This is a genomic window from Amycolatopsis sp. GA6-003, from assembly GCF_046267895.1.
In the GTDB taxonomy this organism is placed as follows: domain Bacteria; phylum Actinomycetota; class Actinomycetes; order Mycobacteriales; family Pseudonocardiaceae; genus Amycolatopsis.
In genome coordinates, this window is sequence record NZ_CP176499.1 from 5,768,573 (window position 1) to 5,790,435 (window position 21,863).

A 21,863-nucleotide genomic window follows, 5' to 3' on the forward strand; every position below is an offset into this window, starting at 1 on the left:
AGAACAGGTTAGTGACCAATGGTTACTAATGGGCGTACAGTCGGGGCATGGCAGACATCGAGGGCACCGTGCGGCCCGGTTTCGAACAGGTGCGGGACACGTTCGCGGCAGTCGAGGACGGAGCCGCCCAGCTGGTCGTGTACCACCGCGGTGAGCGGGTAGTCGATCTGTGGACCGGCGTCGACGGGGATTCCCTGCTCGGCGCCTACTCCGCGACGAAGGGCGCGGCACACCTGGTCGTCGCGTTGCTGGTCCAGGACGGCGTGCTGGACCTCGACCAGCGGGTGCGCCATTACTGGCCGGAGTTCCCCGCCGACGTCACCCTGCGGGACCTCCTGGCGCACCGAGCCGGCCTAGTCGGCTCCGACGAAGGCTTCTCGCGCGAGGAGCTCGCCGATGACCGGATCGTCGCCGAACGACTGGCGCGGCAACGCCCGTTTTGGCGGCCAGGCAGTGCTTTCGGGTACCACGCACTGGTGATCGGTGCGCTCAGCGGTGAGGTCGTGCGGCGGGCAACCGGCCGCACGATCCAGGAACAGTTCGCCGACCGGGTCCGCGATCCGTACGCGGTGGACTTCTACCTCGGCCTTCCCGCCGAACTGGAGCCGCGGTTCGTGAACACGCAGCCGATGGTGCGGACGCCCGAACGGCAGCTCCCGTTGCCCGCGGCGAACAGCCTGTCCGGGATCGCCTTCAACCGGCATCGTCCCGGCAGCCCGGAGGTGTGGGAACTGCCGAACTTCCCGGAAGTCCGGCGGCTCGGCTCGGCGTCGTTCGGCGGTGTCGCTTCCGCCCGCGGCCTGGCCCGGATGTACGCGGCGGCGATCAGCCCGCTGGACGGCGAATCGCCGCTGCTGAAACCGGAAACCGCCGCCGAGTTCGCGCAGATCCAGTCCATCGGGCACGACGTGGTGCTGCGCGAGCACAAAGCGTTCGGGGTCGGCTTCCACGTCACGAGCGAGCGTTATCCGGAGCTGGGCCAGGGCAGTTTCGGACACAGCGGCGCGGGCGGCCAGCAGGCGTTCGCCGATCCGCGCAACGGCATCGCCTACGGCTACACCCGTCGCCGCGTCCCGTTCCCGGCCGCGGCCGCTCCGGAGAACGAGCCGCTGATCAAGGCGGTGTACTCGGCGGTGCGTGCCGTCGAAGCCCGGGGGTGATCGCCGGAACGCGGATTTCTCGAGAACCCGGACAGAGGATGTCAGGGTTTGCCCGCACGCTGGTGGTCCACCGAGAGAAAAGAGGACGAACGAGATGAGCGGGGAACTGGCCGGCAAGGTCGCGCTCGTGGCGGGCGGCACGCGCGGGGCGAGCCGGGCGATCGCGGTCGAGCTGGGCCGGGCCGGGGCGTACGTGTACGTCACCGGTCGCACGACGCGGGCTGGGCGGTCCGAAGTGGACCGTCCGGAGACCATCGAGGACACTCTGGAACGAATCGAAGCCGCGGGCGGCAAGGGAACCGCGCTGCGGGTCGACCATCTGGTGAGCGACGAGGTCGCCGCGCTCGCCCAGCGGATCGACGCCGAGCACGGCGGGCTCGACATCCTGGTCGACGGCATCTGGGGCGGCGACCGCTACCTGGAGTGGGGCAAACCGGTCTGGGAGCACTCGCTGGAGGCAAGCCTCCGGATGATGCGGCTGTCCCTCGACGCCCACCTGATCACCAGCCACCACCTGTTTCCGCTGGTGATCCGCCGTCCGGGCGGGCTGGTGATCGAGCTGACCGACGGCACCGCCGAGTACAACCGGAAGTATCGCGAGGGCACGTCGCTGCCGTACTACCTGGCCAAGGCGGCGATCAACGTCCTGGCCGTCGGCGAAGCGGCGGAGCTGAAGGCGCACGAGTGCACCGCGATCGCGTTCACGCCGGGCTGGCTGCGTTCGGAAGCGATGCTGGAGATCTTCGAAGTGACCGAGGAAAACTGGCGCGACGCGACCGTTCGCGAGCCGCATTTCGTGATCTCGGAGTCGCCGGCCTTCTCCGGCCGCACGGTCGTCGCACTGGCCGCCGACCCGGACCGGCACCGCTGGACCGGCCAGACGGTTTCCAGCGGGCAACTGGCGAAGGTCTACGAAATCGACGACGTGGACGGCAGCCGCCCGGACGCGTGGCGGTACATCGAGGAGGTCCAGGAACCCGGAAAGCCCGCCGACGCCACCGGTTACCGCTGACGGTTGCGCTCAGCAAGCGCCTGACCGAACTCCGCGACCGCGGCCCGCACTTCCGGCGGGGTCAGCACTTCGACGCCGGGGCCGAGGGAAACCAGCTGTCCGACAGCGACTTTCTCGCCTTCCATGGCGAACTCGGCCTCGGCCCACCCGTCGTCGTCGGGCGGGCCGAGGGACACCAGCACCTCGTTCACGTGCTCCGGCCCGAAAACCCGCCGCAGTGCGCCCGTCGCGGAGCGGTCCAGCCGTGCGGTCACCTTCAGCGGCAACGGCATCTTTTCGAACTCCGCCGACGACGCCCGCCACCAATCGGCGAGCGAGAATTCTTCCGGCCGTGCAAAGGTTTCGCCGGTTTCGGCCACCCCTTCCAACCGGGAGACGCGGTACGTCCGCAGGTCAGCGTCGACCCGCGCCACCAGATACCACACCCCGGCCTTCAGCACGAGACCCAGCGGATCGAGCGTCCGCCGGGTGACCTTGTCGCGTCGCCGGTAACGCACGTCGAGCCGTTGCTGGGTCCACACCGCCTTCGCGACCGCGGGCAGCGCGGCCGCGTCGTCTGGCGAGCTGAACCAGGCCGAGGCGTCGAGATGAAATCGCCCGGCGACCGTCCGGGCCTGTTCCTGCAGCTGAGCGGGCATGCTCGCGGACACTTTCGCGTGCGCCGCGGCCACCGCGTTGCCGAGGCCGAGTCCGGCCAGCGCGTCTGGTACGTCGAGGGCCAGCAGCGCGACGGCCTCCCGCGAGGTGAGGCCGTCGAGCCGCGAACGCCAGCCGTCGACGAGCCGGATGCCGCCGTGCCGCCCTGGTTCGCTCCAGAGCGGCACGCCGGCTTCGCGCAACGCGGCGAGATCCCGCCGCAGCGTCCGCTCGGTCACGCCCAATTCACTGGCCAGTTCCCCGACCGTGCCCGCGCGTTTGCGGTGCAGCGTGAAGAGAAGCGCGACCAAGCGCTCGGCTCGCATCAGGCTGGATCAGGCTCGGATCAGCGGTTGGCCCGGTTGACCGCGCTTACCACCGCGCGCAGCGAAGCGGTGACGATCGACGGGTCGATGCCGATGCCCCAGAACACGCGGTCGGAAATCGCGCATTCGATGTAGGACGCGGCGCGCGAATCGTCGCCCGGGCTCAGGGTGTGCTCGCTGTAGTCCAGGAGCCGCAGGTCGTAGCCCACAGTGGACAGTGCGTCGAAGAACGCGGCGATCGGCCCGTTGCCGCGGCCGGTGATCTCGTGCTCGTCGCCCTCGACCTTCACCGTGGCCTCGAGGTCGTACTCGCCGCCGCCGTTGTCGGTGACGCGCTGCTTGATCAGCTCCAGCGGCGTCTTCGACTCCAGGTACTCCGCCGAGAACGCGCGCCACATGGTGGCCGGGTCGACCTCGCCGCCCTCGGAGTCGGTGTAGGCCTGGATGACCTTCGAGAACTCGATCTGCAGCCGACGCGGCAGGTCGAGCTGGTGCTCGGCCTTCATGATGTAGGCGACGCCGCCCTTGCCGGACTGCGAGTTCACCCGGATCACGGCCTCGTAGGTGCGGCCGACGTCCTTCGGGTCGATCGGCAGGTACGGGACCTCCCACGGGTGCTCGTCGACCGGGACGCCCTTCTTGTCGGCGGCGTCCTTCATCGCGTCGAGACCCTTGTTGATCGCGTCCTGGTGGCTGCCGGAGAAGGCGGTGAACACCAGGTCGCCGCCCCACGGGGAGCGTTCCGGGACCGGCAGCTGGTTGCAGTACTCGACGGTCCGCTTGATCTCGTCCATGTCCGAGAAGTCGATCTGCGGGTCGATGCCCTGGCTGTAGAGGTTCATGCCCAGCGCGACCAGGTCCACGTTGCCGGTGCGCTCGCCGTTGCCGAACAGGCAGCCCTCGATCCGGTCCGCGCCCGCCTGGTATCCCAGTTCGGCGGCGGCGATGCCGGTGCCGCGGTCGTTGTGCGGGTGCAGCGACAGGATCACCGAATCGCGGCGCTCCAGGTTGCGCGACATCCACTCGATCGAGTCGGCGTACACGTTCGGGGTGGCCATCTCGACGGTCGCCGGCAGGTTCAGGATGACCGGCTTCTCCGGCGTCGGCTGCCAGATCTCGGTGACCGCGTTGCACACCTCGAGCGCGTAGGACAGCTCGGTGCCGGTGTAGGACTCGGGCGAGTACTGGAAGCGGAAGTCGGTGTCCGGCTGCTTCGCCGCCAGCTCGACGACCATTTCCGCGGCCGAGGTGGCGATCTTCTTGATGCCCTCGCGCTCCTCGCGGAACACCACGCGGCGCTGCAGGATCGAGGTCGAGTTGTAAATGTGGACGATCGCCCTCGGCGCGCCCTCGAGCGCCTGGAAGGTGCGCTCGATCAGCTCGGGACGGCACTGGGTCAGCACCTGGATGTGCACGTCGTCGGGGATCGCGCCCTCTTCGATGATCTCGCGCACGAAGTCGAAGTCGGTCTGCGACGCGGCCGGGAAGCCGACCTCGATCTCCTTGTAGCCCATGCGGACCAGCAGGTCGAAGAACTTGCGCTTGCGCGCGGGCGACATCGGGTCGATCAGCGCCTGGTTGCCGTCGCGCAGGTCTACCGCGCACCACAGCGGCGCGCGCTCGATGCGCTTGTCCGGCCAGGTGCGGTCGGGCAGGTCGATGTTCTCGACGACGTCGTACCAGGGGCGGTAGCGGTGGACCGGCATGGACGTGCCGCGCTGCGGGTTCCACGAGGGCTGCCCGGCGGGCGCGGGACGAGAGGGCTTGCGCAGACGGGAGTTGGTGGTGCGGGGGTCGGTGCTCATCGCGGGAAAATCTCCTGAAGGGAATCGGTGCGGACGACCGGCACCACAAAGCCCCGCGACGAGGAGCCGGTCAGATCAGGCCCCGTCGCGGCAGCGAAGCAGGAGTTCACGCGCCACGGGGTCACTGTAACCACCCGACGCGCCGAAAGGAAAGCCGCCCGCCGCGATCGAACTGTTACGTCGGGTGGCTGATCCCTGTTACTAGCGGGTAGCGGCCCGCGAAACGACGTGCCAGACTGCCCGGCATGGGCGAGCACGCGGAGCAAGCACAGGAAACCGAGGCGAAGGCGCGTCCCCAGCGCACCCCGGTGGACTGGCGGCGCGTTCGGGAACGCGCGGTGTCTTTCGTCGCGTCCCTCGTGCGCTGGGCCGGGCTGCTGTTCGCCGCGGTACTGGTGCTGCACGTGATTTTCGTCATCGGCGAGGCCAACCAGGGCAACGGCATCGTCTCGTTCGTCCGCGGCTGGGCCGACGGCCTGTCGCTCGGCTTCAAGGACCTGTTCACCCCGAGCGACGCCAAGCTGCGGGTGCTGGTGAACTACGGCATCGCGGCGGTGTTCTGGCTCGTCGTGTCGGGGATCCTGGCGAAGATCATCCGCCGGGTCGGCGGCGCGGGCGCCTGACCGGTCGCGGCCCGCGGCTTTTGCGGTGCGAGCGAATCCAAGGAAACAGCCGCTTCCCTGAATTCGCTCGCCGACCGGCGTCCCGTCCTCAGGACTGCCAGGTCACCGCTTCCTTGCCGTAGTCGGTCTCCGGGGCCAGATCCCGATACGTGCTAGCGCTGTAGCTGGCCCCCTTCACCTCCGCGCCCGCCGGAGCCAGTGCCAGCACGCAGCTGGTGAACGACGCCCCCTTCGTGGTGAACGTCTTGCCCCCGTTCTCGCTGTCGCACTTCTCGAACTTGCCGATCACCGTCACGTGCGGGCCCTTGGTGCCGTCCGCGAGCAGGCCGTTCATCAGGCCCAGCGAGGCGTACGCGAAGTCCGTGCCGGTCTCGTTCGTGACCTTGACCTGGATGTAGTACGGCGTCATCCCTTGGCCCGGTCGCCCAGCTTCAGCGGGGCCAGATCCGCCTCGACGCCCTTGTCGATGCCGGTCACCGTCACCCCGAGCGCGCCGGTGTTGTTCTTCGACTTGAACGGCACCACGGCCTTCTCGCCGACCTTCAGTTTCGTGCCTTGCTTCGTGTAGGGGGCCGAGACGGACTCGCCAGCGGGTGCGGCGCTTGACGAGGGCGCGCTCGCCGAGGAAGTGGCCGGCGGCGCGATCGGCGGGTCCGGCAGCTTGTCGTCCTTGCTGGAGCACCCGGACAGGGCAAGTGCCAAGGTTGCAGCGGAAATCGCCGTCAAAACCGGCAGGCCAGTACGCATCTCGTCACTCCTTGAGGGATATTCCACCGATTCATTGGTCTGACCGGTTTGGTGTCCATCAGACCTCATGGGCGAGATGCCGGTTCCCTCGAAGGATTACGAACCGGTCACAGTGCGGGTGAGCCCCATCGGTCGCCGAACGCGAACTCCGCGAGCGGCAGTCGTTGCCGAGGGGCGAGTTCGCGTTCGATCCGGCGTGGATCCTCGAGCACGGACGGGGCGGCGGGCGATCCGACGGCGATCGCCACCCGGGCCACCGCGGCCTCCGGCAAGCTGAACTCAGCGCGGACCGCGTCCGGCGAGAAGCCGGCCATCTGGTGCGCGATCAGGCCGAGCTCGACCGCCTGCAGCACGAGGTTCTCGGTTGCGAGGCCCAGCCCGTAGTCGGTGTAGGGCACCTCGCCCTTCTCGTTCGTGGTGACCGTCACGCCGATCAGCAGCGCGCTCGCCCTGAACGCCCACGCCTGGTTCCCCGAGTTCAGCGTGGCGAGGATGCGCGGGAACACCGGATCGCCTCGGCGGCCGACGAGGTAGCGCGCCGGCTGGGTGTTGCCGAAAGACGGCGCCCACCTGGCGGCTTCGAGCAACGCGGTCAGCTGGGCGGCGGTGATTTCGGCGGTCTCGTCGTAGGCCCGGGGGCTCCAGCGCTCGGCGATGGCCGGCGCGACGGGGACGCTCGTCTCGGCTGGTTTGCGCATGCGGCGAACGTAGTACGGCCGGGGAGTGCTCTCCGTCACTCCGGCGGAAGGGCTTCGAGCTTTCCCCTGGCGTTAAGGAAAATTTACTTCCAAACCCTCCGGAGCGGCCGTGGCGGACCACTCGATGGGGTGGCGAGCGCCGTTCGCGCCGGTAGGCTCTTCCCCAAATGAAGGGCCGTGGGCGCTCCTCGGTGCCCTCCAAGGAGTACGCCCCGGCCCGTCAAGGAGGTTCGGGCGTGGCCCTCGTGGTCCAGAAGTACGGCGGATCGTCGCTGGAAAGTGCCGACCGGATCAAGCGCGTGGCAGAACGGATCGTCGCGACCAAGAAGGCGGGCAACGACGTGGTCGTCGTGTGCTCGGCGATGGGCGACACCACTGATGAGCTGCTCGATCTGGCGCAGCAGGTGAACCCGGCGCCGCCGGAGCGGGAAATGGACATGCTGCTCACCGCGGGCGAGCGCATCTCGAATTCACTGGTCGCGATGGCCATTTCCGCGCAGGGTGCGCAGGCCTGGTCGTTCACCGGTTCCCAGGCGGGCGTGGTCACCACGTCGGTGCACGGCAACGCGCGCATCATCGACGTCACTCCGAGCCGCGTCACCGAGGCGCTCGAGCAGGGTTACGTCGCGCTGGTGGCCGGTTTCCAAGGCGTGGCACAGGACACCAAGGACATCACGACGCTCGGCCGCGGCGGTTCCGACACCACCGCGGTGGCGCTCGCCGCCGCGCTGAACGCGGACGTCTGCGAGATCTATTCCGATGTGGACGGTGTGTATTCGGCCGACCCGCGGATCGTGCCGGACGCCAAAAAGCTCGACACCATCCCGTACGAGGAGATGCTGGAGCTCGCGGCGAGCGGATCGAAGATCCTGCACCTGCGTTCGGTCGAGTACGCGCGCCGCTACGGCGTGCCGATCCGAGTCCGTTCTTCCTACAGCGACAAGCCGGGCACCACGGTGGCCGGATCGATCGAGGAGATCCCCGTGGAACAAGCGCTGATCACCGGTGTGGCACACGACCGCTCGGAAGCGAAGATCACCGTGACCGGCGTGCCGGACCACGCCGGCGCCGCGGGCCGGATCTTCCGGGTCGTCGCCGACGCCGAGATCGACATCGACATGGTGCTGCAGAACGTGTCCAGCACGTCCTCTGGCCGCACCGACATCACTTTCACGCTGTCGAAGGCCAACGGGGCCAAGGCGGTCAAGGAACTCGAGAAGATCAAGGCGGAGATCGGCTTCGAGTCGGTCCTGTACGACGACCACGTCGGCAAGGTCTCGCTCGTCGGCGCCGGGATGCGCTCGCACCCGGGCGTCACCGCGACGTTCTGCGAGGCGCTGGCCAACGCGGGCGTGAACATCGAAATCATCAACACCTCGGAGATCCGCATTTCGGTGCTGATCCGCGACGCACAGCTGGACGAGGCCGTGCGCGCGATCCACGAGGCGTTCGAACTCGGCGGCGACGAGGAAGCCGTCGTCTACGCGGGGAGTGGTCGCTGATGGCGCAGGGTCTTCGCGTCGGCGTGGTCGGGGCGACCGGCCAGGTCGGCGCAGTGATGCGCAAGCTGCTCGACGAGCGGAATTTCCCGGTCGAGCAGATCCGGTACTTCGCTTCGGCCCGTTCGGCGGGGCGCACGTTGCCGTGGCGCGGCGAGGAAATCACGGTCGAGGACACCGCGACCGCTGATCTGTCCGGTTTGGACATCGCGCTGTTCTCCGCGGGCGGCGCGACCTCGCGCGAGCACGCGCCGCGGTTCGCCGAGGCGGGCGCGATCGTGGTCGACAACTCGTCGGCGTTCCGCCGCGACCCGGACGTGCCGCTGATCGTCAGCGAGGTCAACCCGGAAGCGATCAAGGAGGTGCGGAAGGGGATCATCGCGAACCCCAACTGCACCACCATGGCCGCGATGCCGGTGCTCAAGCCGCTGCACGACGAAGCCGGTCTGGTGCGGATCATCGCGAGCACGTACCAGGCGGTGTCCGGCAGCGGCCTGGCCGGCGTCGACGAGCTGGCCGCGCAGGTGAACGCGGTCGCGTCGCGCGCGGCCTCGCTCACGCACGACGGTTCGGCGGTCGAATTCCCGGCCCCGGCCAAGTACGTCGCGCCGATCGCGTTCAACGTCCTCCCGATGGCTGGGTCCATTGTGGACGACGGAACGTTCGAGACCGACGAGGAACAGAAGCTGCGCAACGAAAGCCGGAAGATCCTGGGCATCCCGGACCTTCTGGTGTCCGGCACGTGCGTCCGGGTCCCGGTGTTCACCGGGCACTCGCTGTCGGTGAACGTCGAGTTCGAGCGGCCGCTGTCGGTCGAGCGGGCGACGGAGCTGCTGTCGAACGCGCCGGGCGTGCAGCTGGCGGACGTGCCGACGCCGCTGCAGGCCGCGGGCATCGACCCGAGCCTGGTCGGCCGCATCCGCACCGACCCGGGCGTCCCGGACGGCCGCGGACTGGCGCTGTTCGTCTCCGCCGACAACCTCCGCAAGGGGGCGGCGCTGAACACCGTGCAGATCGCCGAACTGGTGGCGCAGAACCGCTGAGGCTGGCGAAACTGCCCGGTCCCTCGTCCGAGGGGCCGGGCAGTTTTCACTGCTTCTTCTGCCGCGGCTTGATCGGTTTCAGCCCGAACGCGGCCCGGACCTCCGGCTTCTGCAGCGGCCGCAGCGCGGCCTGCATCAGGAAAGCCCACGCGACCAGCCCGACCGGCGCGCCTCCGGACCCGGAACTCGTGGCCAGCGACAGGATCGAGCCGAGCAGCAGCATCGCGGCGAACCCGCACTCCAGCCAGATGAGCGCGAGCACGACCTTGCGCTGCCGCCTGCCCAGCAGCACGGCGCACCCCGCCAGCGCGATGATCAGCGCCGAGTCGATCGCCAGGAACGTCACCGGCAAGGCCACGGCGCTCGTAGTACCGCCGAGCCCGAGCAGGAATCCGGTGAACGCCGCGAGAGCCAGGCAGAGCCCGGCCTGACCGCTGACCGCCAAGCGCATCGACCGGATTCCTCGCCGCACCTCCTGCTCGGCGTTCGCACCGGACGCGGGCATCGGCTGGTCAGGGCTGGACGGGTACACCTCGGACACCACCTCGAGCTCGGGAACCGGGCCAGGAGACCACTGGCTGCTCGGGACCGGTCCCCGCTACCGGGCGAGCCGGCAGGCCTGGTTGCGGTGCGTCCGGAATTCGTGGATGGCTCCGTAGCCGCTGTACGACCACACTCGACCGGACGCGCTCCGGCCGAGGTGGCGGAATTGCTCCACCGCCTCGGGGCCGCGCCGGAGTTCCACGAGCGCGCGGGCCGCGTAGGCCCGGCTGTTCGGCGTGTCCGGCGCGTCCCGGCCTTCGCCGTCGAGCCACGGCAGCAGCCGATCGAGAGCGGCTTCGACGCGCTTGTCCCGCCACGCGTTCTTGACGTCCGCGATAGACGCCTCGAACGCCGCGGCGAGCGGCAGAAACGCCAGTTTCGGATGCTTCGCCGCGCCCTCCTCGGCGAATGCCCACATCAGCTCGTTGCTGCCGAACCACTTGCCGCACCAGTACTGCAGGGCGCGTGCGTGCGCGTGGACGTGCAACGGATCGCGCGCCAGCACGCCGTTCCACACCGCGCGGAATTCCTCGTGCCCGTACTGCCGGCCCATCGCGATCATGCACCGGATCGCCCACGGCGTCGGGTTGTCGGGAGCGAGTTCAGCGGCGGTCTGGCTCGCTTCGTCGGCCTCGCCGAGCACGCGCTGGAATCCCGTGAATTGCTCCGCGCTGACGTGCTTCGCCCTTCGCGCGCTGCGGATCTGCCACGCCACATTGGTGAGCGCGTCGGCGTGTACCGCGGCGGCACCGGCGTCCTCGGGCCGGGCTGCCCGCCAAGCCTTCAACGCGGTGTCGTCGTCGGCCGCGACCTCGCCGAGAAGGCTCACGATCGCGCTGCGCCGGTCCCAGTCCGGCCCGATTTCGGCGAGCAGATCAGCGCCCGGCTGCCAGTCCCCGGCGGCATGCGCGATTTTGGCGGCCCGGACCGGCTCCGGCAGCAGCGGCTTCTTGGTGAGCTTGGCGTCCGGCGGCAGGCCGAACCGTTCGACGTCCATCGGCTTGATCGGCGGGATGAGATAGCGGGCCAGCTCCTTGCTGCCGAGCGTGCGCATGTAGTCGGAAGTGCTCAAGCCGCGCTTCTTGGCGTCTTTCGCGATGCCCTTCATCATCCGGCGGTAGCGCGGAACGGTGTAGAGCTTGATCAGTCGCAGCAAGGGGTTTCCTCTCCGGAATTGGCCGGGGTGAGCAACGCGCGAAGCGGAGCGGTGTCCCCGTCGATCGCCGCGTCGAGCGCGGGATCTAGTTCGGTGGCATACGGTTCGGCCAGCACCAGCTTCGCTGGTCCAGACCAAGACAGTTCCCAGTGCGCCGCACCGGCTTTGGCGAGTTCCGTGTGCAGCACAATGGACAGTCGACTGTGGACTTGCGGACGGTAAAGCTCGCGCTTCGCCCGCGCCTTGGCCTCCGGTGGCGCGGTGGGATCGGCGATGTCCTCAAGTCGTCCGGCATCGAGCAGGTCAAGCAGATCGTCGAGGCTGCGGCTGCGGAGAATCCTCAGTGCCTCGACCTGATTCAAGTTGCGCATTCCGACGTCGATCAGGCTGGCCCAATCGAGCTTCTTCTTCGAGGACGCTTCTTCCGCGAAGCCAGTCGCTAGTACCGCGTCGAGCAGCGTCATTGCATTACGGAGAAGATCCGTCGCCGGCCGCTCGCCGCCGGGCGGCACGGGGATGGCCGGAGCGGCTTCCAGCAGCGCGATCCGCTCGGAGGTCGTCGGGTGGCTGTCGTACTTCGATTCTGGCTCCGAGGGCGGATTTTCCCGCAGGGAAGCGAACTCCTCCGTGCGTTTCCCGTCGGCGAGCAGCAGCTGGTAGCCCTCGGTCATCCGCTCTGGCAGATAGCCGGCGGCCCAGGCGATCGACGCGTACTCGTTCAGGAAGAGCCACCACGCCGTGTCGAGCACTTCGGCCTCGCGCAACGCGGTGGTCGCGGCCGCGGTGCCCGCGACCCGAGAGGAATCGATGTCAGCGGCGAGTTCCCGTTCCCGGTTCACGCGCATCGAGACCCGGAAGTACATCGCGGCGTACGCGCTGAAGACCGGTCGCAGCAACCAGGCCGACCGGTGGAGTCCATTCAGGACGCGCCCGATCGTCTGCCGTCCGCGGTAGGTCGCGCTGGCGAACCGGGTGTGGCGGTTGCTGAAGTGGCCCAGTTCGTGCCCGAGAATGGCGCGAAGCTGGCTGACTCGCGTCCCGGCGAGAAGCTGCGCGCCGATCAACATCTGGCGCCGCCGCACGCGCAACCCCAGCCAGTGCGTGTCCTCGTACACCGCCGCGTTGGCCTGGGGAATCAGGTAAATCTCATCCGGTGCCCGGGTGCCCACCTCGCTGGCGAGTTCGCGGACGGTCGCCCACAGTTCGGGCTGTTCCTCAGGTGTGACAGGCACGCCCACGTCGTCGTCGCGGGTCCGCTCGAACGTCAGCAGGGCGCTGAACAGCACATACAGCACCGGGACCACGAAGATGCCAAGCCGCTCCGCGGAGAACGGACTGTGCTGGAACGCGGCGATTTCCAGCCAGATCAGCAGTCCGGCGACAACGAGCATCAGCACCGGGAAACCGGCCAGCAGCAAGACAGCGAGCAACGCCCGCGACGAGTTCTTCATCGAAAAACGGAATCCTCCCCAAGACCGGCACCCTGGGCGAACCGGTCGTCCGAGCCCGATATCGAAGCCAGTGCCGTTTTCGTTTCACTCCTGCCGCGGATCCGGAAAACCCGTTGTCGCGAGCGCCTCGGTGCCGGATGCTGACTGGGCAAACACCGGTCTGGGAAAGGAAAGTCATGTACACGGCGGTGGACGGCGAGCGGGTTCCGATCCGGATGTGGGCAGATCCCGCGTCGGTCGAAGACCAAGCGATGCGCCAGCTGCGCAACGTCGCCAACCTGCCTTGGGTGCACGGCGTCGCGGTGATGCCGGACGTTCACTACGGCAAGGGCGCGACGGTCGGCAGCGTCATCGCGATGCGCGACGCGGTCTCCCCGGCCGCGGTCGGCGTCGACATCGGCTGCGGGATGAGCGCGGTGCGGACCTCGCTCACCGCGAGCGACCTCCCGGACGACCTCGGCAAGCTGCGCAAGCGGATCGAGGCGGCGGTGCCGGTCGGGTTCGGCCTGCACAAGACGCCGGTCAACACCGCGAAGGTGCACGGTGTCGGTGGGTGGGACACGTTCTGGAAGTCGTTCGGCGATCTGCACGAAGGCGTCCAGGGCCTGCATGACCGGGCGGCGCGGCAGATCGGCAGCCTCGGCGGCGGCAACCACTTCATCGAGGTCTGCCTCGAACAGGGCGGCACCGACGAGGGCCGCGTCTGGCTGATGCTGCATTCGGGTTCGCGCAACATCGGCAAGGAACTCGCTGAGCGGCACATGGCGATCGCGCGGAAGCTGCCGCACAACAAGGATCTGCCGGACCCCGACCTGTCGGTGTTCGTCGCGGACACGCCGGAAATGCGGGCCTACCGGCGCGACCTGTTCTGGGCGCAGGACTACGCGGCGCGGAACCGGGCGACGATGATCGCGCTGGTGAAGCTCGCGGTCGCGGAAGTCATTCCGGGAACGAGCTTCGACGACGCGATTTCGTGCCACCACAACTACGTCGCCGAGGAAACCTACGACGGCGTCGACCTGCTCGTCACCCGCAAGGGCGCGATCCGGGCCGGCTCCGGCGACCTCGGGATCATTCCGGGCAGCATGGGAACGGGTTCGTACATCGTGCGCGGACTGGGCAACACCGCGTCGTTCGAATCCGCGTCGCACGGCGCCGGACGGCGGATGTCGCGGACGAAGGCCCGCAAGACCTTCACCGCGGCCGACCTCGCCGCGCAGACCGCGGGCGTGGAATGCCGGAAGGACACCGGGGTCGTGGACGAGATCCCGGCCGCGTACAAGGACATCGAGACGGTGATCCAGGCACAGACCGACCTGGTCGAGGTGGTCGCCCACCTCAAGCAGGTCGTGTGCGTGAAGGGATGAGGCCTCCCGCGGGCGAATCGTTCCGAGAAGCCCGCGGGACCGCTACCCTGAAGCCATGAAGAGCTGGGGGGTGGCGGCCGCCTTGCTGGCGGCTGGAGCGCTGCTGGCCGGATGCGACCAGGTCGATTCGGCGGTCAATCAGACGAATTCCGCGGTCGACAAGGTCTCCACGTGCACCGAAGCGCTGGGGCTGGCCGATCTGAACCCGTTGGTGGACGGCGAAAAGCTCAAGGCCCGCGCGCAGGACAAGGAACGGCGGCTGCGCGAGCTGGCGGCCAACGTCAAGGAAGAGGACGTCAAGAACGCCCTGCTCGGCATGGCCGACTCGTACGTCCAGGTGCAGAAGGAGCACCTCGAGGACGCTGGGGTGATCGCCCGGTGGACCAAGCGGAACCTGGAGAAACTCGACGGGCTGCGCAAAGCCTGCACCTGATCTTCACCCGACTGACGCAAACGTCCGTGAGGGGAACCCCGAGAGGGTGTTGGGGAACCTGGGTGGTTAGTCGTTGGTGTCTTCTGCGGGCTGCTTCGGTTTCGATGCCGTGGGGTTCGATGGGTTCGTCGGCGAGAGTGGCGTCTTCGGAGTTGACGTAGCCGCCGTCGACCCACCTCGGCCGGAGCCGGGGAAAGGCCCGTCGGATCCCGGTCAGGATCCGGTGGATTCCGGGACGGTCCTGCACCGACGCCGCGCCCACGGCCACGGCAAGCAGCAGCCCGAGCGTGTCGACCAGGACATGCCGTTCGCGGCCCCGCACCCGTTTCCCCGCGTCGGTTCGCGGACCCGGCCGCGCAGCACGTCGTGCACCCCCGCCCAGGCCCGGATGAGTCCGGCTTACGCGGACAAACACACACCCGACCGGATGATCACCATCGACACACCGCTACCACAGCCGACACACCGAACCGACCACCAGGTTCCACAACACCCCCTCAGGGTTCCCCTCACGGACCACGCGCCAGCCCAACCGGGACAGCTCAGCGGCGAGCCCGCACCGCGGCCGCCAGCGAAGGCACTCGCACCGAGCTTCGGCGCAGCGACCACACCAGTCCCAGCGCCGCCAGCGCCAGCCCGCCGAATCCCGCCGCCGCGAAACCCCACGCCGGGCTCGAATGGTCGATCGCGAAGCCGACCACCGGGCTTCCCGCGGCCAGCCCGAGCCGTGTCGACGCGTCCTGCAGGCCCATCGCCTCGCCCCGGACCGCGGGCGGCGCGAGTTCGCTCACCGATTCCGTGGTGGCGGCGAGCGTCGGGGCGCAGAGCAGGTTCGTCGGGATCAGCAGGAGCATCAGCAGCCACCACGGCTGCGTCGCGAGCCCGACCGGGATCACCAGCAGCGCCAGCAGCAGCATCAGCAGTCCCTGCGGCAGCGACTTCCGCACCGCGCCGTGCACGATGCCGCCGAGCATCGACGCCGCGCACATCACCGCGATGACCAGGCCGGTCCAGCCGACGTCGCCGTGCGAGCGCAGCGCGGCCAGCGTCGCGACCTCGGTGCCGACCAGGCAGAACAGCGTCCCGGCGGCGATCAGCAGGGTCGCCAGCAGCCGCCCGGTCAGCCAGGACCGCAGCGGCGGCCGCGCGGTGCCGGCCGGGGCCAGTTCGTCCTCGTTCCGGATCGGCGGGTTGAGCAGGAAGATCAGCAGCGCGGTGACGCCGAAGATGGCACCGATGCCGCTCAGCGTCAGCGTCGCCGACAGCGAGGAGATCGCCGCGATCCCGGCCGCCGGGCCGATCATGAACGACGCCTCGACCAGGATCGTGTCCAGTGAATACGCCGCGCGGCGCTGCTCGGCGGGCACGAGCGCGGCCAGGATCTGCCGTGCCAGCGAGCCCGCGGGCACCGACAGCACGCCGGCCGGCAGCGCGCACACCACCAGCGCCGCGTAGGAAAGATGCGGGGCCGCGAACCAGAACGCGGTGGACGACACCCCGCACACCGCGACCACCGGGCGCAGGCCGTACCGGTCGATGGTGCGCCCGATCACCGGCGCGCCGAGTGCCATCCCCAGCGTGACGGCCGCGCCGACGACGCCCGCCGCGCCGTAGCCCCGGCCGAGACCGCTGACGACGTACAGCGTCAGCGTCACGCCGGTCATCGTCATGGGCACGCGTGCGAAGAACATCAGCGCCATCGACGGGCGAACTCCGGGGACGCTCAGGACACGGCGATAAGGCTGAAAAGGCACGTACCCCATGAGAGCAAGAGTTGGTACGAGCGTGCAACTTCTTTTCGTCACACCCGCTGAGCGGCACCCGCGCACCCGGCCGGGTGTCGCGCAGGCGTTCGGCGGCCCCGGAAAAGGCGAGCGCGACCTGGGTGATAACTTCGCAGGCGACGCGGAAAAGCATTTCGCCGCCCCGTTGCGAACAGTTTTTCATATTTCTGCGCCGACCTTGGAGTTCTCCGGTCGGGCCCCGGGAAAAGGGGAGCGGACCCGAATGCGGGCGGCGGTGCGTGCGTGGGGGACCCACCACGGTCGGACGAGCGAGATCACGCGTCCCGACGGGGTGACGAAGGTAATCGATCACGAACTACGCCTGTGTGAGTGAGCGATTCCGCCGTTCGGGCAATTCGGCTACGAAGAGTCAGATTCAGCTCGGCGGTCCGTGATCGTCGGGGGACGCGCAAGCCGTCCACGTTAATCAATTGCGGGCCGGTTCCCGATTCTTGGATTCGGCACGTAAGGGTTAGAAAAACTCCCTATCCGGTGATCGGCTGGTGCTGGGCCGACACGGCGGGTATCGATTTACCCGGCAGGTCCCAGAGGCCAGGGAGGTAAAGAATGAAAGGCAAGATCGGGCGGATCGTCGCTGTGGTCGCCGCGGCCAGTCTGCTGGCCGTCGGCACTTCGGGGATGGCCGCCGCGAGCCCGGCGGGAGGCAAGGGCTCCTCGGCCACTCAAGCCGTCGCCGCGCAGGTGCTGCAGATGCGCGACGACCTGACCAAGGTGGCGTACGCCGGCGATGTCGCCAAGACGAGGGCGGACCTCACGCGGCTCAGCCCGGTGCTCGCCGACATCGCGGCGGGCAAGCGCTACCAGGTCCAATCCGAAACCCAGCAGCTCTCGTCGGCGGCGAAGGTCCGCGCGGACGAGTCCAACCGGCTGCTGGCCGACCCGACGGCGACGCCGCGGCAGATCCCGCCGCTGCCGATCCCGCCGCTGCCGGACCTGCCCGGACCGCTGAAGGCGGTGAGCGACCTGGTCAAGGGCCTGCTCGCGGCGGTGACCAGCCTGCTGGGCGGTCTGCTCGGCGGGGTGCCGGTGCCGCCGCTTCCGGTGCCGGTGCCGGTGCCCGGTTCCTGATCGGTCCGGAGGGGAGGGGGAAGGCCCGGAGCCTGGTGCGGTCGGCCGCGCCAGGCTCCGTTCCATGTCCGGGCTCGTGAGTGGCGATCCCGGTTCTCACCGGGATGAACACTCACGAGCGCTTGGCGAGCCCCACCCGCAGCGCGCCGGCCATTTCCGCGATCGCTTCCCGGAACCGCGTCCCGACCCCGGCGAAGTTGAGGAACCCGTGGATCAGGTCGGCCTGTCGGCTGAGCGCCACCGGAACCCCCGCGGCACGGAGTTTTTCCGCGTACGCCTCGCCTTCGTCGCGCAGCGGGTCGAAGCCCGCGGTGACGATGTAGGCGGGCGGGAGTCCACTGTGGTCAGACGCGAGCAGCGGCGACATCCGCGGGTCGGCCTTGTCGACGCCCTCCGGCGCGTAATGGCCCTCGAACCACACCATCGCCTCGTCGGTGAGGAAGAGGTCTTCGCCGAACAGTTCGCGGGACCGGCGGCGCGTGGTGAAGTCGACCGCCGGGTAGATCAGCAGCTGGAACGCCGGGGCCGGGCCGCCGCGCCGGGTCGCCTCCAGCGCGACGACGGCGGACAGGTTGCCGCCCGCGCTGTCGCCGCCGACCGCGATCCGTTCCGGGTCCGCGCCGAGGTCGGCCGCCTTGGCGTACGCGTAGTCGAACGCCGCGAGCGCGTCTTCCACCGGTCCGGGGAACGGGCTTTCCGGCGCGAGCCGGTACTCCACCGACAGCACTCGGACCCCGGCGTGCTTCGCGAGGTAGCGCGCGGCGTTGTCGTGGGTGGCCCGGCTGCCGATGACCCAGCCGCCGCCGTGGAAGAACACCAGCAGCGGCGACGGTTCCGGCAGTCCGGCCGGGGTGTAGAGGGTGGCGTCGAGGGACGCGTCGCCGGAGGGGATGGCGACGTCGCGGGTCGCGACCGGGTTGATCCGCTTGCCGTTGACCAGGTGCTGGCTCGCTTCCAGCAGCGCGCGGGACCGCTCGACCGACCCGTTGACCAGCGAAGCCCCGGAGAGCTTCTGCAGCTTCAGCAGCAACTGGGCGTCGAGGGCGAGTTCCTGGCCGTCCAGCCGCAGCGGCGCGCCGGCGATCAGCCTGCGCACTGGCCGGGGCAGCCAGAACAACAACTGCGCGGCGGCAGCCTGGGCACGGATCTGCGGCGGAATTGCCATCGTTCCTCCTCGAACGCCGGATGAGCCGAGGTTACTTGCCAGTAGGTACGTTGGTCCAGTCGATGTGTGACCCAGGCCTCCGTCTCAGATCCTGGTCCTCCAGTTAAGTAGAGGGGTTAGCCTCGAAACGAGCCAGCGTGGCACAGCCACTCCGTTGAGGGTGGTGGTGGGGAGGAAGGTCGGACGTGACTTCAGCGAAAACGGTCAAGGTGCTGGGTATCGGCGGCTCGCTGCGAGAGGGCTCGCAATCCGAGCGCGCGCTGCGCATCGCGCTCGCCGCCGCCGAAGAGCGCGGCGTCGTGACCGAGCTGATCCCCGGCCCCGAGCTGGTCCTGCCGTTCTACGACACCGCCATCCCGGAGCGGGACGAACGCGCCCGGAAGCTCATCGAGGGCATCCGCCAGGCCGACGGGCTCATCGTCGTCTCGCCCGGCTACCACGGCGGGCTGTCCGGGCTGGTCAAGAACGCACTGGACTACGTCGAAGACCTCCGCGAGGACACCCGCCCCTACCTCGACGGCCGCGCGGTGGGGCTCGCCGCCGTCGCGTACGGCTGGCAGGCCGCCGTCACCACGCTCGAACAGCTCCGCACGATCACGCACGCGCTGCGCGGCTGGTCCACCCCGCTGGGTGGTTCGATCAACTCCGCCGAGACGAAATTCGACGAGGCGGGCGGCGCTTCCGACGAGAAGAGCGTCCGCACGCTGCGGCTCATCGGAGAGCAGGTCGCGGAGCACGCGTTGCTTCGCGCACACTGAGGTTTCGCCTCCTCGAATCCCGGTTATTCCCGGGGTGATGACTGCCATGCCGGGGCACTGTTCCGCGGATGCGGAGCGTTGAACTCATTGAGACGCTGACTCCGGAGGCGTCCGATGAGGAGGTAACACGCATGGCCGAGCCGATCTACACCGCCGTCGCGACCGCGCGAGGAGAAGGCCGCAACGGCGACGTGACGTCTTCGGACGGCGTGCTGGACGAGTCGCTGGCGATCCCCAAGGAGATGGGCGGTCCCGGCGGCGACAAAACCAACCCGGAGCAGTTGTTCGCCGCGGGGTACTCCGCGTGCTTCCTGAGCGCGCTGCAAGCGGTGGCCCGGCAGGCGAAGGTCGCGCTGCCGGCCGCGACGGTGACCGGTTCGGTCAGCGTCTTCAAGAAGGACGTCGGATTCCAGCTCGGCGTGCGGCTCGACGTTTCGCTGCCCGGTTTGGCGAAGGCCGACGCCGACCAGCTGGTCGAGCAGGCGCACCAGGTCTGCCCGTACTCCAACGCGACCCGCGGCAACATCGAGGTGGAGCTGACCACCACCGTCTGAGCCAAGACCGAGGAGGGACACCCGAGATGACCACTTCCCCCATCAAGAGCCCGCTTTCCGACGCGGACAAGGAAATCACCGGCAACGCGCTGCAGGCGACGCTGGCCGACCTGATCGACCTGTCGCTGATCGCGAAGCAGGCGCACTGGAACGTGGTGGGCCAGAACTTCCGCAGCGCGCACCTGCAGCTGGACGAGCTGGTGTCGACCGCGCGGCAGTACGTCGACGAGGTGGCCGAGCGCGCCGCCGCGATCGGGATTTCGCCCAACGGCAAGGCGAAGACCGTCGTGGCGACTTCCGGCGCGCCGGAGTACCCGGACAACTGGCAGTCCGTCGAATCGACCATCGCCGCGATCGTGGACACCCTCGCGGCCCTGATCGAGCGGCTCCGCAAGCGCATCGACGAGACCGACAAGAGCGACCTCGTGACGCAGGATCTGCTCATCGAGATCACCCGCGCGCTGGAAGAGGCGCACTGGATGTGGCAGGCGCAGCAGGCCTGACCGCGCTCGCCGGAAGAAATGCCGCCCGCCTTCGCGCGGGCGGCTTTCTTGTCATCCGGTGGTCGCCGGGTGCGCCCGGCAGTAGGTTCGCTGACATGGTGCTGCATCAGGGGAAACAAGATCGGGCAGACCGGAAGACCGGCACGAATCCGTTGTACGCCGGGAGCAATCCGGCGCTCGCCGCGGGCTTCACGATGCCGCGCGATCGGCTGCGGGACGATTCGCTGCCGCCGGACACCGCGCTGCAGCTGGTGCGCGACGAGCTGATGCTCGACGGCAACGCGCGGCTCAACCTCGCCACGTTCGTCACGACGTGGATGGAGCCGCAGGCGCGCGAGCTGATGGCCGAATGCGTCGACAAGAACATGATCGACAAGGACGAGTACCCGCAGACCGCGGAACTCGAGCGGCGCTGCGTCAACATCCTCGCCGATCTGTGGCACGCGCCGGACCCCGCGAACATCATGGGCTGTTCGACGACCGGGTCGTCCGAGGCCTGCATGCTCGCCGGAATGGCGTTGAAGCGGCGCTGGGCGAAGCTCGGCCGCACCGGGAAGCCGAACCTGGTGATGGGCATCAACGTCCAGGTGTGCTGGGAAAAATTCTGCGAATACTGGGAAGTCGAACCGCGGCTGGTGCCGATGGAGGGCGACCGGTACCACCTGTCCGCCGAAGAAGCGGTGAAGCTCTGCGACGAGAACACCATCGGCGTCGTCGCGATCCTCGGGTCGACGTTCGACGGCAGCTACGAGCCGGTCGCCGAGGTCGCGGCCGCCCTCGACGCGCTGCAGGAGCGGACCGGCTGGGACATCCCGGTGCACGTCGACGGCGCGTCCGGCGCGATGATCGCCCCGTTCCTCGACGAGGACTTGGAGTGGGATTTCCGGCTGCCGCGCGTCGCGTCGATCAACACTTCCGGGCACAAATACGGCCTCGTTTACCCCGGCGTCGGCTGGGTGGTCTGGCGCGACAAGGCGGCGCTGCCCGAGGAACTGGTGTTCAACGTCAACTACCTCGGCGGCGATATGCCGACCTTCGCGCTGAACTTCTCCCGCCCCGGCTCGGAAGTCGCCGCGCAGTACTACACGTTCGTCAGGCTGGGTCGCGAAGGTTTCCGTGCGGTGCAACAAGCTTCGCGCGATGTCGCGATGTACCTGGCCGAAGAGATCTCGAAACTTGAGCCGTTCGAACTGCTCACCCGAGGCGACCAGTTGCCGGTGTTCGCCTTCACCACCCGTTCGGACGTCACCGCGTTCGACGTCTTCGACGTTTCCCGCCGCCTCCGCGAACGCGGCTGGCTGGTGCCCGCGTACACGTTCCCGGACCACCGAACGGACCTGGCGGTGCTGCGCGTCGTCGTCCGCAACGGCTTCACCCACGACCTCGCCGACCTGCTGCTCGCCGACCTGAAGCGGATACTGCCGGAACTGAACCGCCAGCCGTCCCCGCAGCACGACCCCGCCACTTCGACCGGCTTCCATCACTAACTGACGAGTACTCCGCCTTCCTCC

22 protein-coding genes and 1 pseudogene are annotated in these 21,863 nt (G+C 68.8%); 12 read left to right on the forward strand and 11 right to left on the reverse strand.

All coding sequences use genetic code 11. From position 1 onward, the window contains the following. Positions 1–47 precede the first annotated feature (47 nt). The gene (locus tag F9C12_RS26075) at positions 48–1,160 is read left to right on the forward strand and encodes a serine hydrolase domain-containing protein (RefSeq protein ID WP_409462131.1); all 1,113 of its coding nucleotides are present in this window, start codon (positions 48–50) and stop codon (positions 1,158–1,160) included. 94 nt (positions 1,161–1,254) lie between these two features. Continuing rightward, positions 1,255–2,172, forward strand: a complete 918-nt coding sequence (locus F9C12_RS26080; RefSeq protein WP_409462132.1) for an SDR family oxidoreductase — start codon at positions 1,255–1,257, stop codon at positions 2,170–2,172. Here F9C12_RS26080 and F9C12_RS26085 read toward each other — a convergent pair. Further along, on the reverse strand, positions 2,163–3,134 hold the full coding sequence (locus F9C12_RS26085) for a helix-turn-helix transcriptional regulator (protein ID WP_409462133.1): 972 nt from the start codon (positions 3,132–3,134) through the stop codon (positions 2,163–2,165). The two genes, F9C12_RS26080 and F9C12_RS26085, sit on opposite strands and share 10 nt — an antisense overlap. A 20-nt stretch (positions 3,135–3,154) precedes the next feature. After that, a complete protein-coding gene (gene leuA / locus F9C12_RS26090; protein ID WP_409184449.1) occupies positions 3,155–4,939 on the reverse strand; it encodes a 2-isopropylmalate synthase in 1,785 nt (594 codons plus the stop codon). A gap of 245 nt (positions 4,940–5,184) precedes the next feature. Here leuA and F9C12_RS26095 point away from each other — a divergent pair, with 245 nt between their 5' ends. Continuing rightward, complete coding sequence (locus tag F9C12_RS26095) at positions 5,185–5,562, forward strand: hypothetical protein (protein ID WP_409184450.1); 378 nt, start codon at positions 5,185–5,187, stop codon at positions 5,560–5,562. Positions 5,563–5,650: 88 nt separating this feature from the next. Here the strand turns inward: F9C12_RS26095 and F9C12_RS26100 are convergent, their stop codons facing one another. The 3 genes from F9C12_RS26100 to F9C12_RS26110 all read right to left on the reverse strand — a co-directional run bounded on the left by F9C12_RS26100 (position 5,651) and on the right by F9C12_RS26110 (position 7,007). Continuing rightward, entirely contained in the window at positions 5,651–5,971 is a 321-nt protein-coding gene (locus F9C12_RS26100) for a hypothetical protein (protein ID WP_409462134.1), read from the reverse strand. Continuing rightward, entirely contained in the window at positions 5,968–6,309 is a 342-nt protein-coding gene (locus F9C12_RS26105; RefSeq protein ID WP_409462135.1) for a hypothetical protein, read from the reverse strand. Before F9C12_RS26105 ends, F9C12_RS26100 begins: the two co-directional genes overlap by 4 nt. A 107-nt stretch (positions 6,310–6,416) precedes the next feature. Then, the gene (locus F9C12_RS26110) at positions 6,417–7,007 is read right to left on the reverse strand and encodes a nitroreductase family protein (protein ID WP_409184452.1); all 591 of its coding nucleotides are present in this window, start codon (positions 7,005–7,007) and stop codon (positions 6,417–6,419) included. Between the two features lie 236 nt (positions 7,008–7,243). On the opposite strand from F9C12_RS26110, the gene F9C12_RS26115 reads away from it, so the two are divergent. Then, a complete protein-coding gene (locus F9C12_RS26115; protein WP_009084527.1) occupies positions 7,244–8,509 on the forward strand; it encodes an aspartate kinase in 1,266 nt (421 codons plus the stop codon). Then, positions 8,509–9,549, forward strand: coding sequence for an aspartate-semialdehyde dehydrogenase (locus F9C12_RS26120; protein WP_409184453.1), 1,041 nt, complete (start codon positions 8,509–8,511; stop codon positions 9,547–9,549). The genes F9C12_RS26115 and F9C12_RS26120 overlap by 1 nt, the downstream gene beginning before the upstream one ends. 46 nt (positions 9,550–9,595) lie before the next feature. On the opposite strand, the gene F9C12_RS26125 is transcribed toward F9C12_RS26120, so the two are convergent. Genes F9C12_RS26125 through F9C12_RS26135 form a run of 3 tightly spaced genes read right to left on the reverse strand, consistent with a single transcriptional unit; the run spans position 9,596 to position 12,699 of the window. After that, positions 9,596–10,090, reverse strand: a complete 495-nt coding sequence (locus F9C12_RS26125; protein ID WP_409462136.1) for a hypothetical protein — start codon at positions 10,088–10,090, stop codon at positions 9,596–9,598. Between the two features lie 57 nt (positions 10,091–10,147). Then, positions 10,148–11,248, reverse strand: a complete 1,101-nt coding sequence (locus tag F9C12_RS26130; RefSeq protein WP_409462137.1) for a DUF4034 domain-containing protein — start codon at positions 11,246–11,248, stop codon at positions 10,148–10,150. After that, positions 11,236–12,699 (reverse strand): M48 family metallopeptidase, encoded by a 1,464-nt coding sequence (locus tag F9C12_RS26135; RefSeq protein ID WP_409462138.1) that lies wholly within the window; start codon positions 12,697–12,699, stop codon positions 11,236–11,238. Before F9C12_RS26135 ends, F9C12_RS26130 begins: the two co-directional genes overlap by 13 nt. Before the next feature lie 176 nt (positions 12,700–12,875). Here F9C12_RS26135 and F9C12_RS26140 point away from each other — a divergent pair, with 176 nt between their 5' ends. Beyond that, the gene (locus F9C12_RS26140; RefSeq protein ID WP_409462139.1) at positions 12,876–14,066 is read left to right on the forward strand and encodes an RtcB family protein; all 1,191 of its coding nucleotides are present in this window, start codon (positions 12,876–12,878) and stop codon (positions 14,064–14,066) included. A 55-nt stretch (positions 14,067–14,121) separates the two neighbouring features. Next, positions 14,122–14,499: a hypothetical protein gene (locus F9C12_RS26145; protein WP_409184458.1), complete on the forward strand. Its 378-nt coding sequence runs from the start codon at positions 14,122–14,124 to the stop codon at positions 14,497–14,499. An 82-nt stretch (positions 14,500–14,581) separates the two neighbouring features. Here F9C12_RS26145 and F9C12_RS26150 read toward each other — a convergent pair. Both F9C12_RS26150 and F9C12_RS26155 read right to left on the reverse strand, forming a co-directional pair. Beyond that, positions 14,582–14,836 (reverse strand): annotated as a pseudogene (locus F9C12_RS26150) (transposase); the annotation flags it as partial. A 205-nt stretch (positions 14,837–15,041) separates the two neighbouring features. Further along, a complete protein-coding gene (locus F9C12_RS26155; protein WP_409467074.1) occupies positions 15,042–16,190 on the reverse strand; it encodes an MFS transporter in 1,149 nt (382 codons plus the stop codon). 660 nt (positions 16,191–16,850) lie between these two features. Here F9C12_RS26155 and F9C12_RS26160 point away from each other — a divergent pair. Next, positions 16,851–17,372, forward strand: a complete 522-nt coding sequence (locus F9C12_RS26160) for a hypothetical protein (protein ID WP_409184459.1) — start codon at positions 16,851–16,853, stop codon at positions 17,370–17,372. Positions 17,373–17,484: 112 nt separating this feature from the next. Here the strand turns inward: F9C12_RS26160 and F9C12_RS26165 are convergent, their stop codons facing one another. Beyond that, entirely contained in the window at positions 17,485–18,537 is a 1,053-nt protein-coding gene (locus F9C12_RS26165) for an alpha/beta hydrolase (RefSeq protein WP_409184460.1), read from the reverse strand. Between the two features lie 185 nt (positions 18,538–18,722). Here F9C12_RS26165 and F9C12_RS26170 point away from each other — a divergent pair, with 185 nt between their 5' ends. The 4 genes from F9C12_RS26170 to F9C12_RS26185 all read left to right on the forward strand — a co-directional run bounded on the left by F9C12_RS26170 (position 18,723) and on the right by F9C12_RS26185 (position 21,839). Beyond that, on the forward strand, positions 18,723–19,295 hold the full coding sequence (locus F9C12_RS26170) for an NADPH-dependent FMN reductase (RefSeq protein WP_409184461.1): 573 nt from the start codon (positions 18,723–18,725) through the stop codon (positions 19,293–19,295). A 131-nt stretch (positions 19,296–19,426) separates the two neighbouring features. After that, positions 19,427–19,849, forward strand: a complete 423-nt coding sequence (locus F9C12_RS26175) for an organic hydroperoxide resistance protein (protein WP_009084505.1) — start codon at positions 19,427–19,429, stop codon at positions 19,847–19,849. A 26-nt stretch (positions 19,850–19,875) separates the two neighbouring features. Beyond that, entirely contained in the window at positions 19,876–20,352 is a 477-nt protein-coding gene (locus F9C12_RS26180; RefSeq protein ID WP_009084503.1) for a Dps family protein, read from the forward strand. A gap of 95 nt (positions 20,353–20,447) precedes the next feature. Then, positions 20,448–21,839 carry a glutamate decarboxylase gene (locus F9C12_RS26185; RefSeq protein WP_409462140.1) on the forward strand — a complete coding sequence of 464 codons (1,392 nt, stop codon included), beginning with the start codon at positions 20,448–20,450 and terminating at the stop codon, positions 21,837–21,839. The last annotated feature ends 24 nt before the right edge of the window (positions 21,840–21,863 follow it).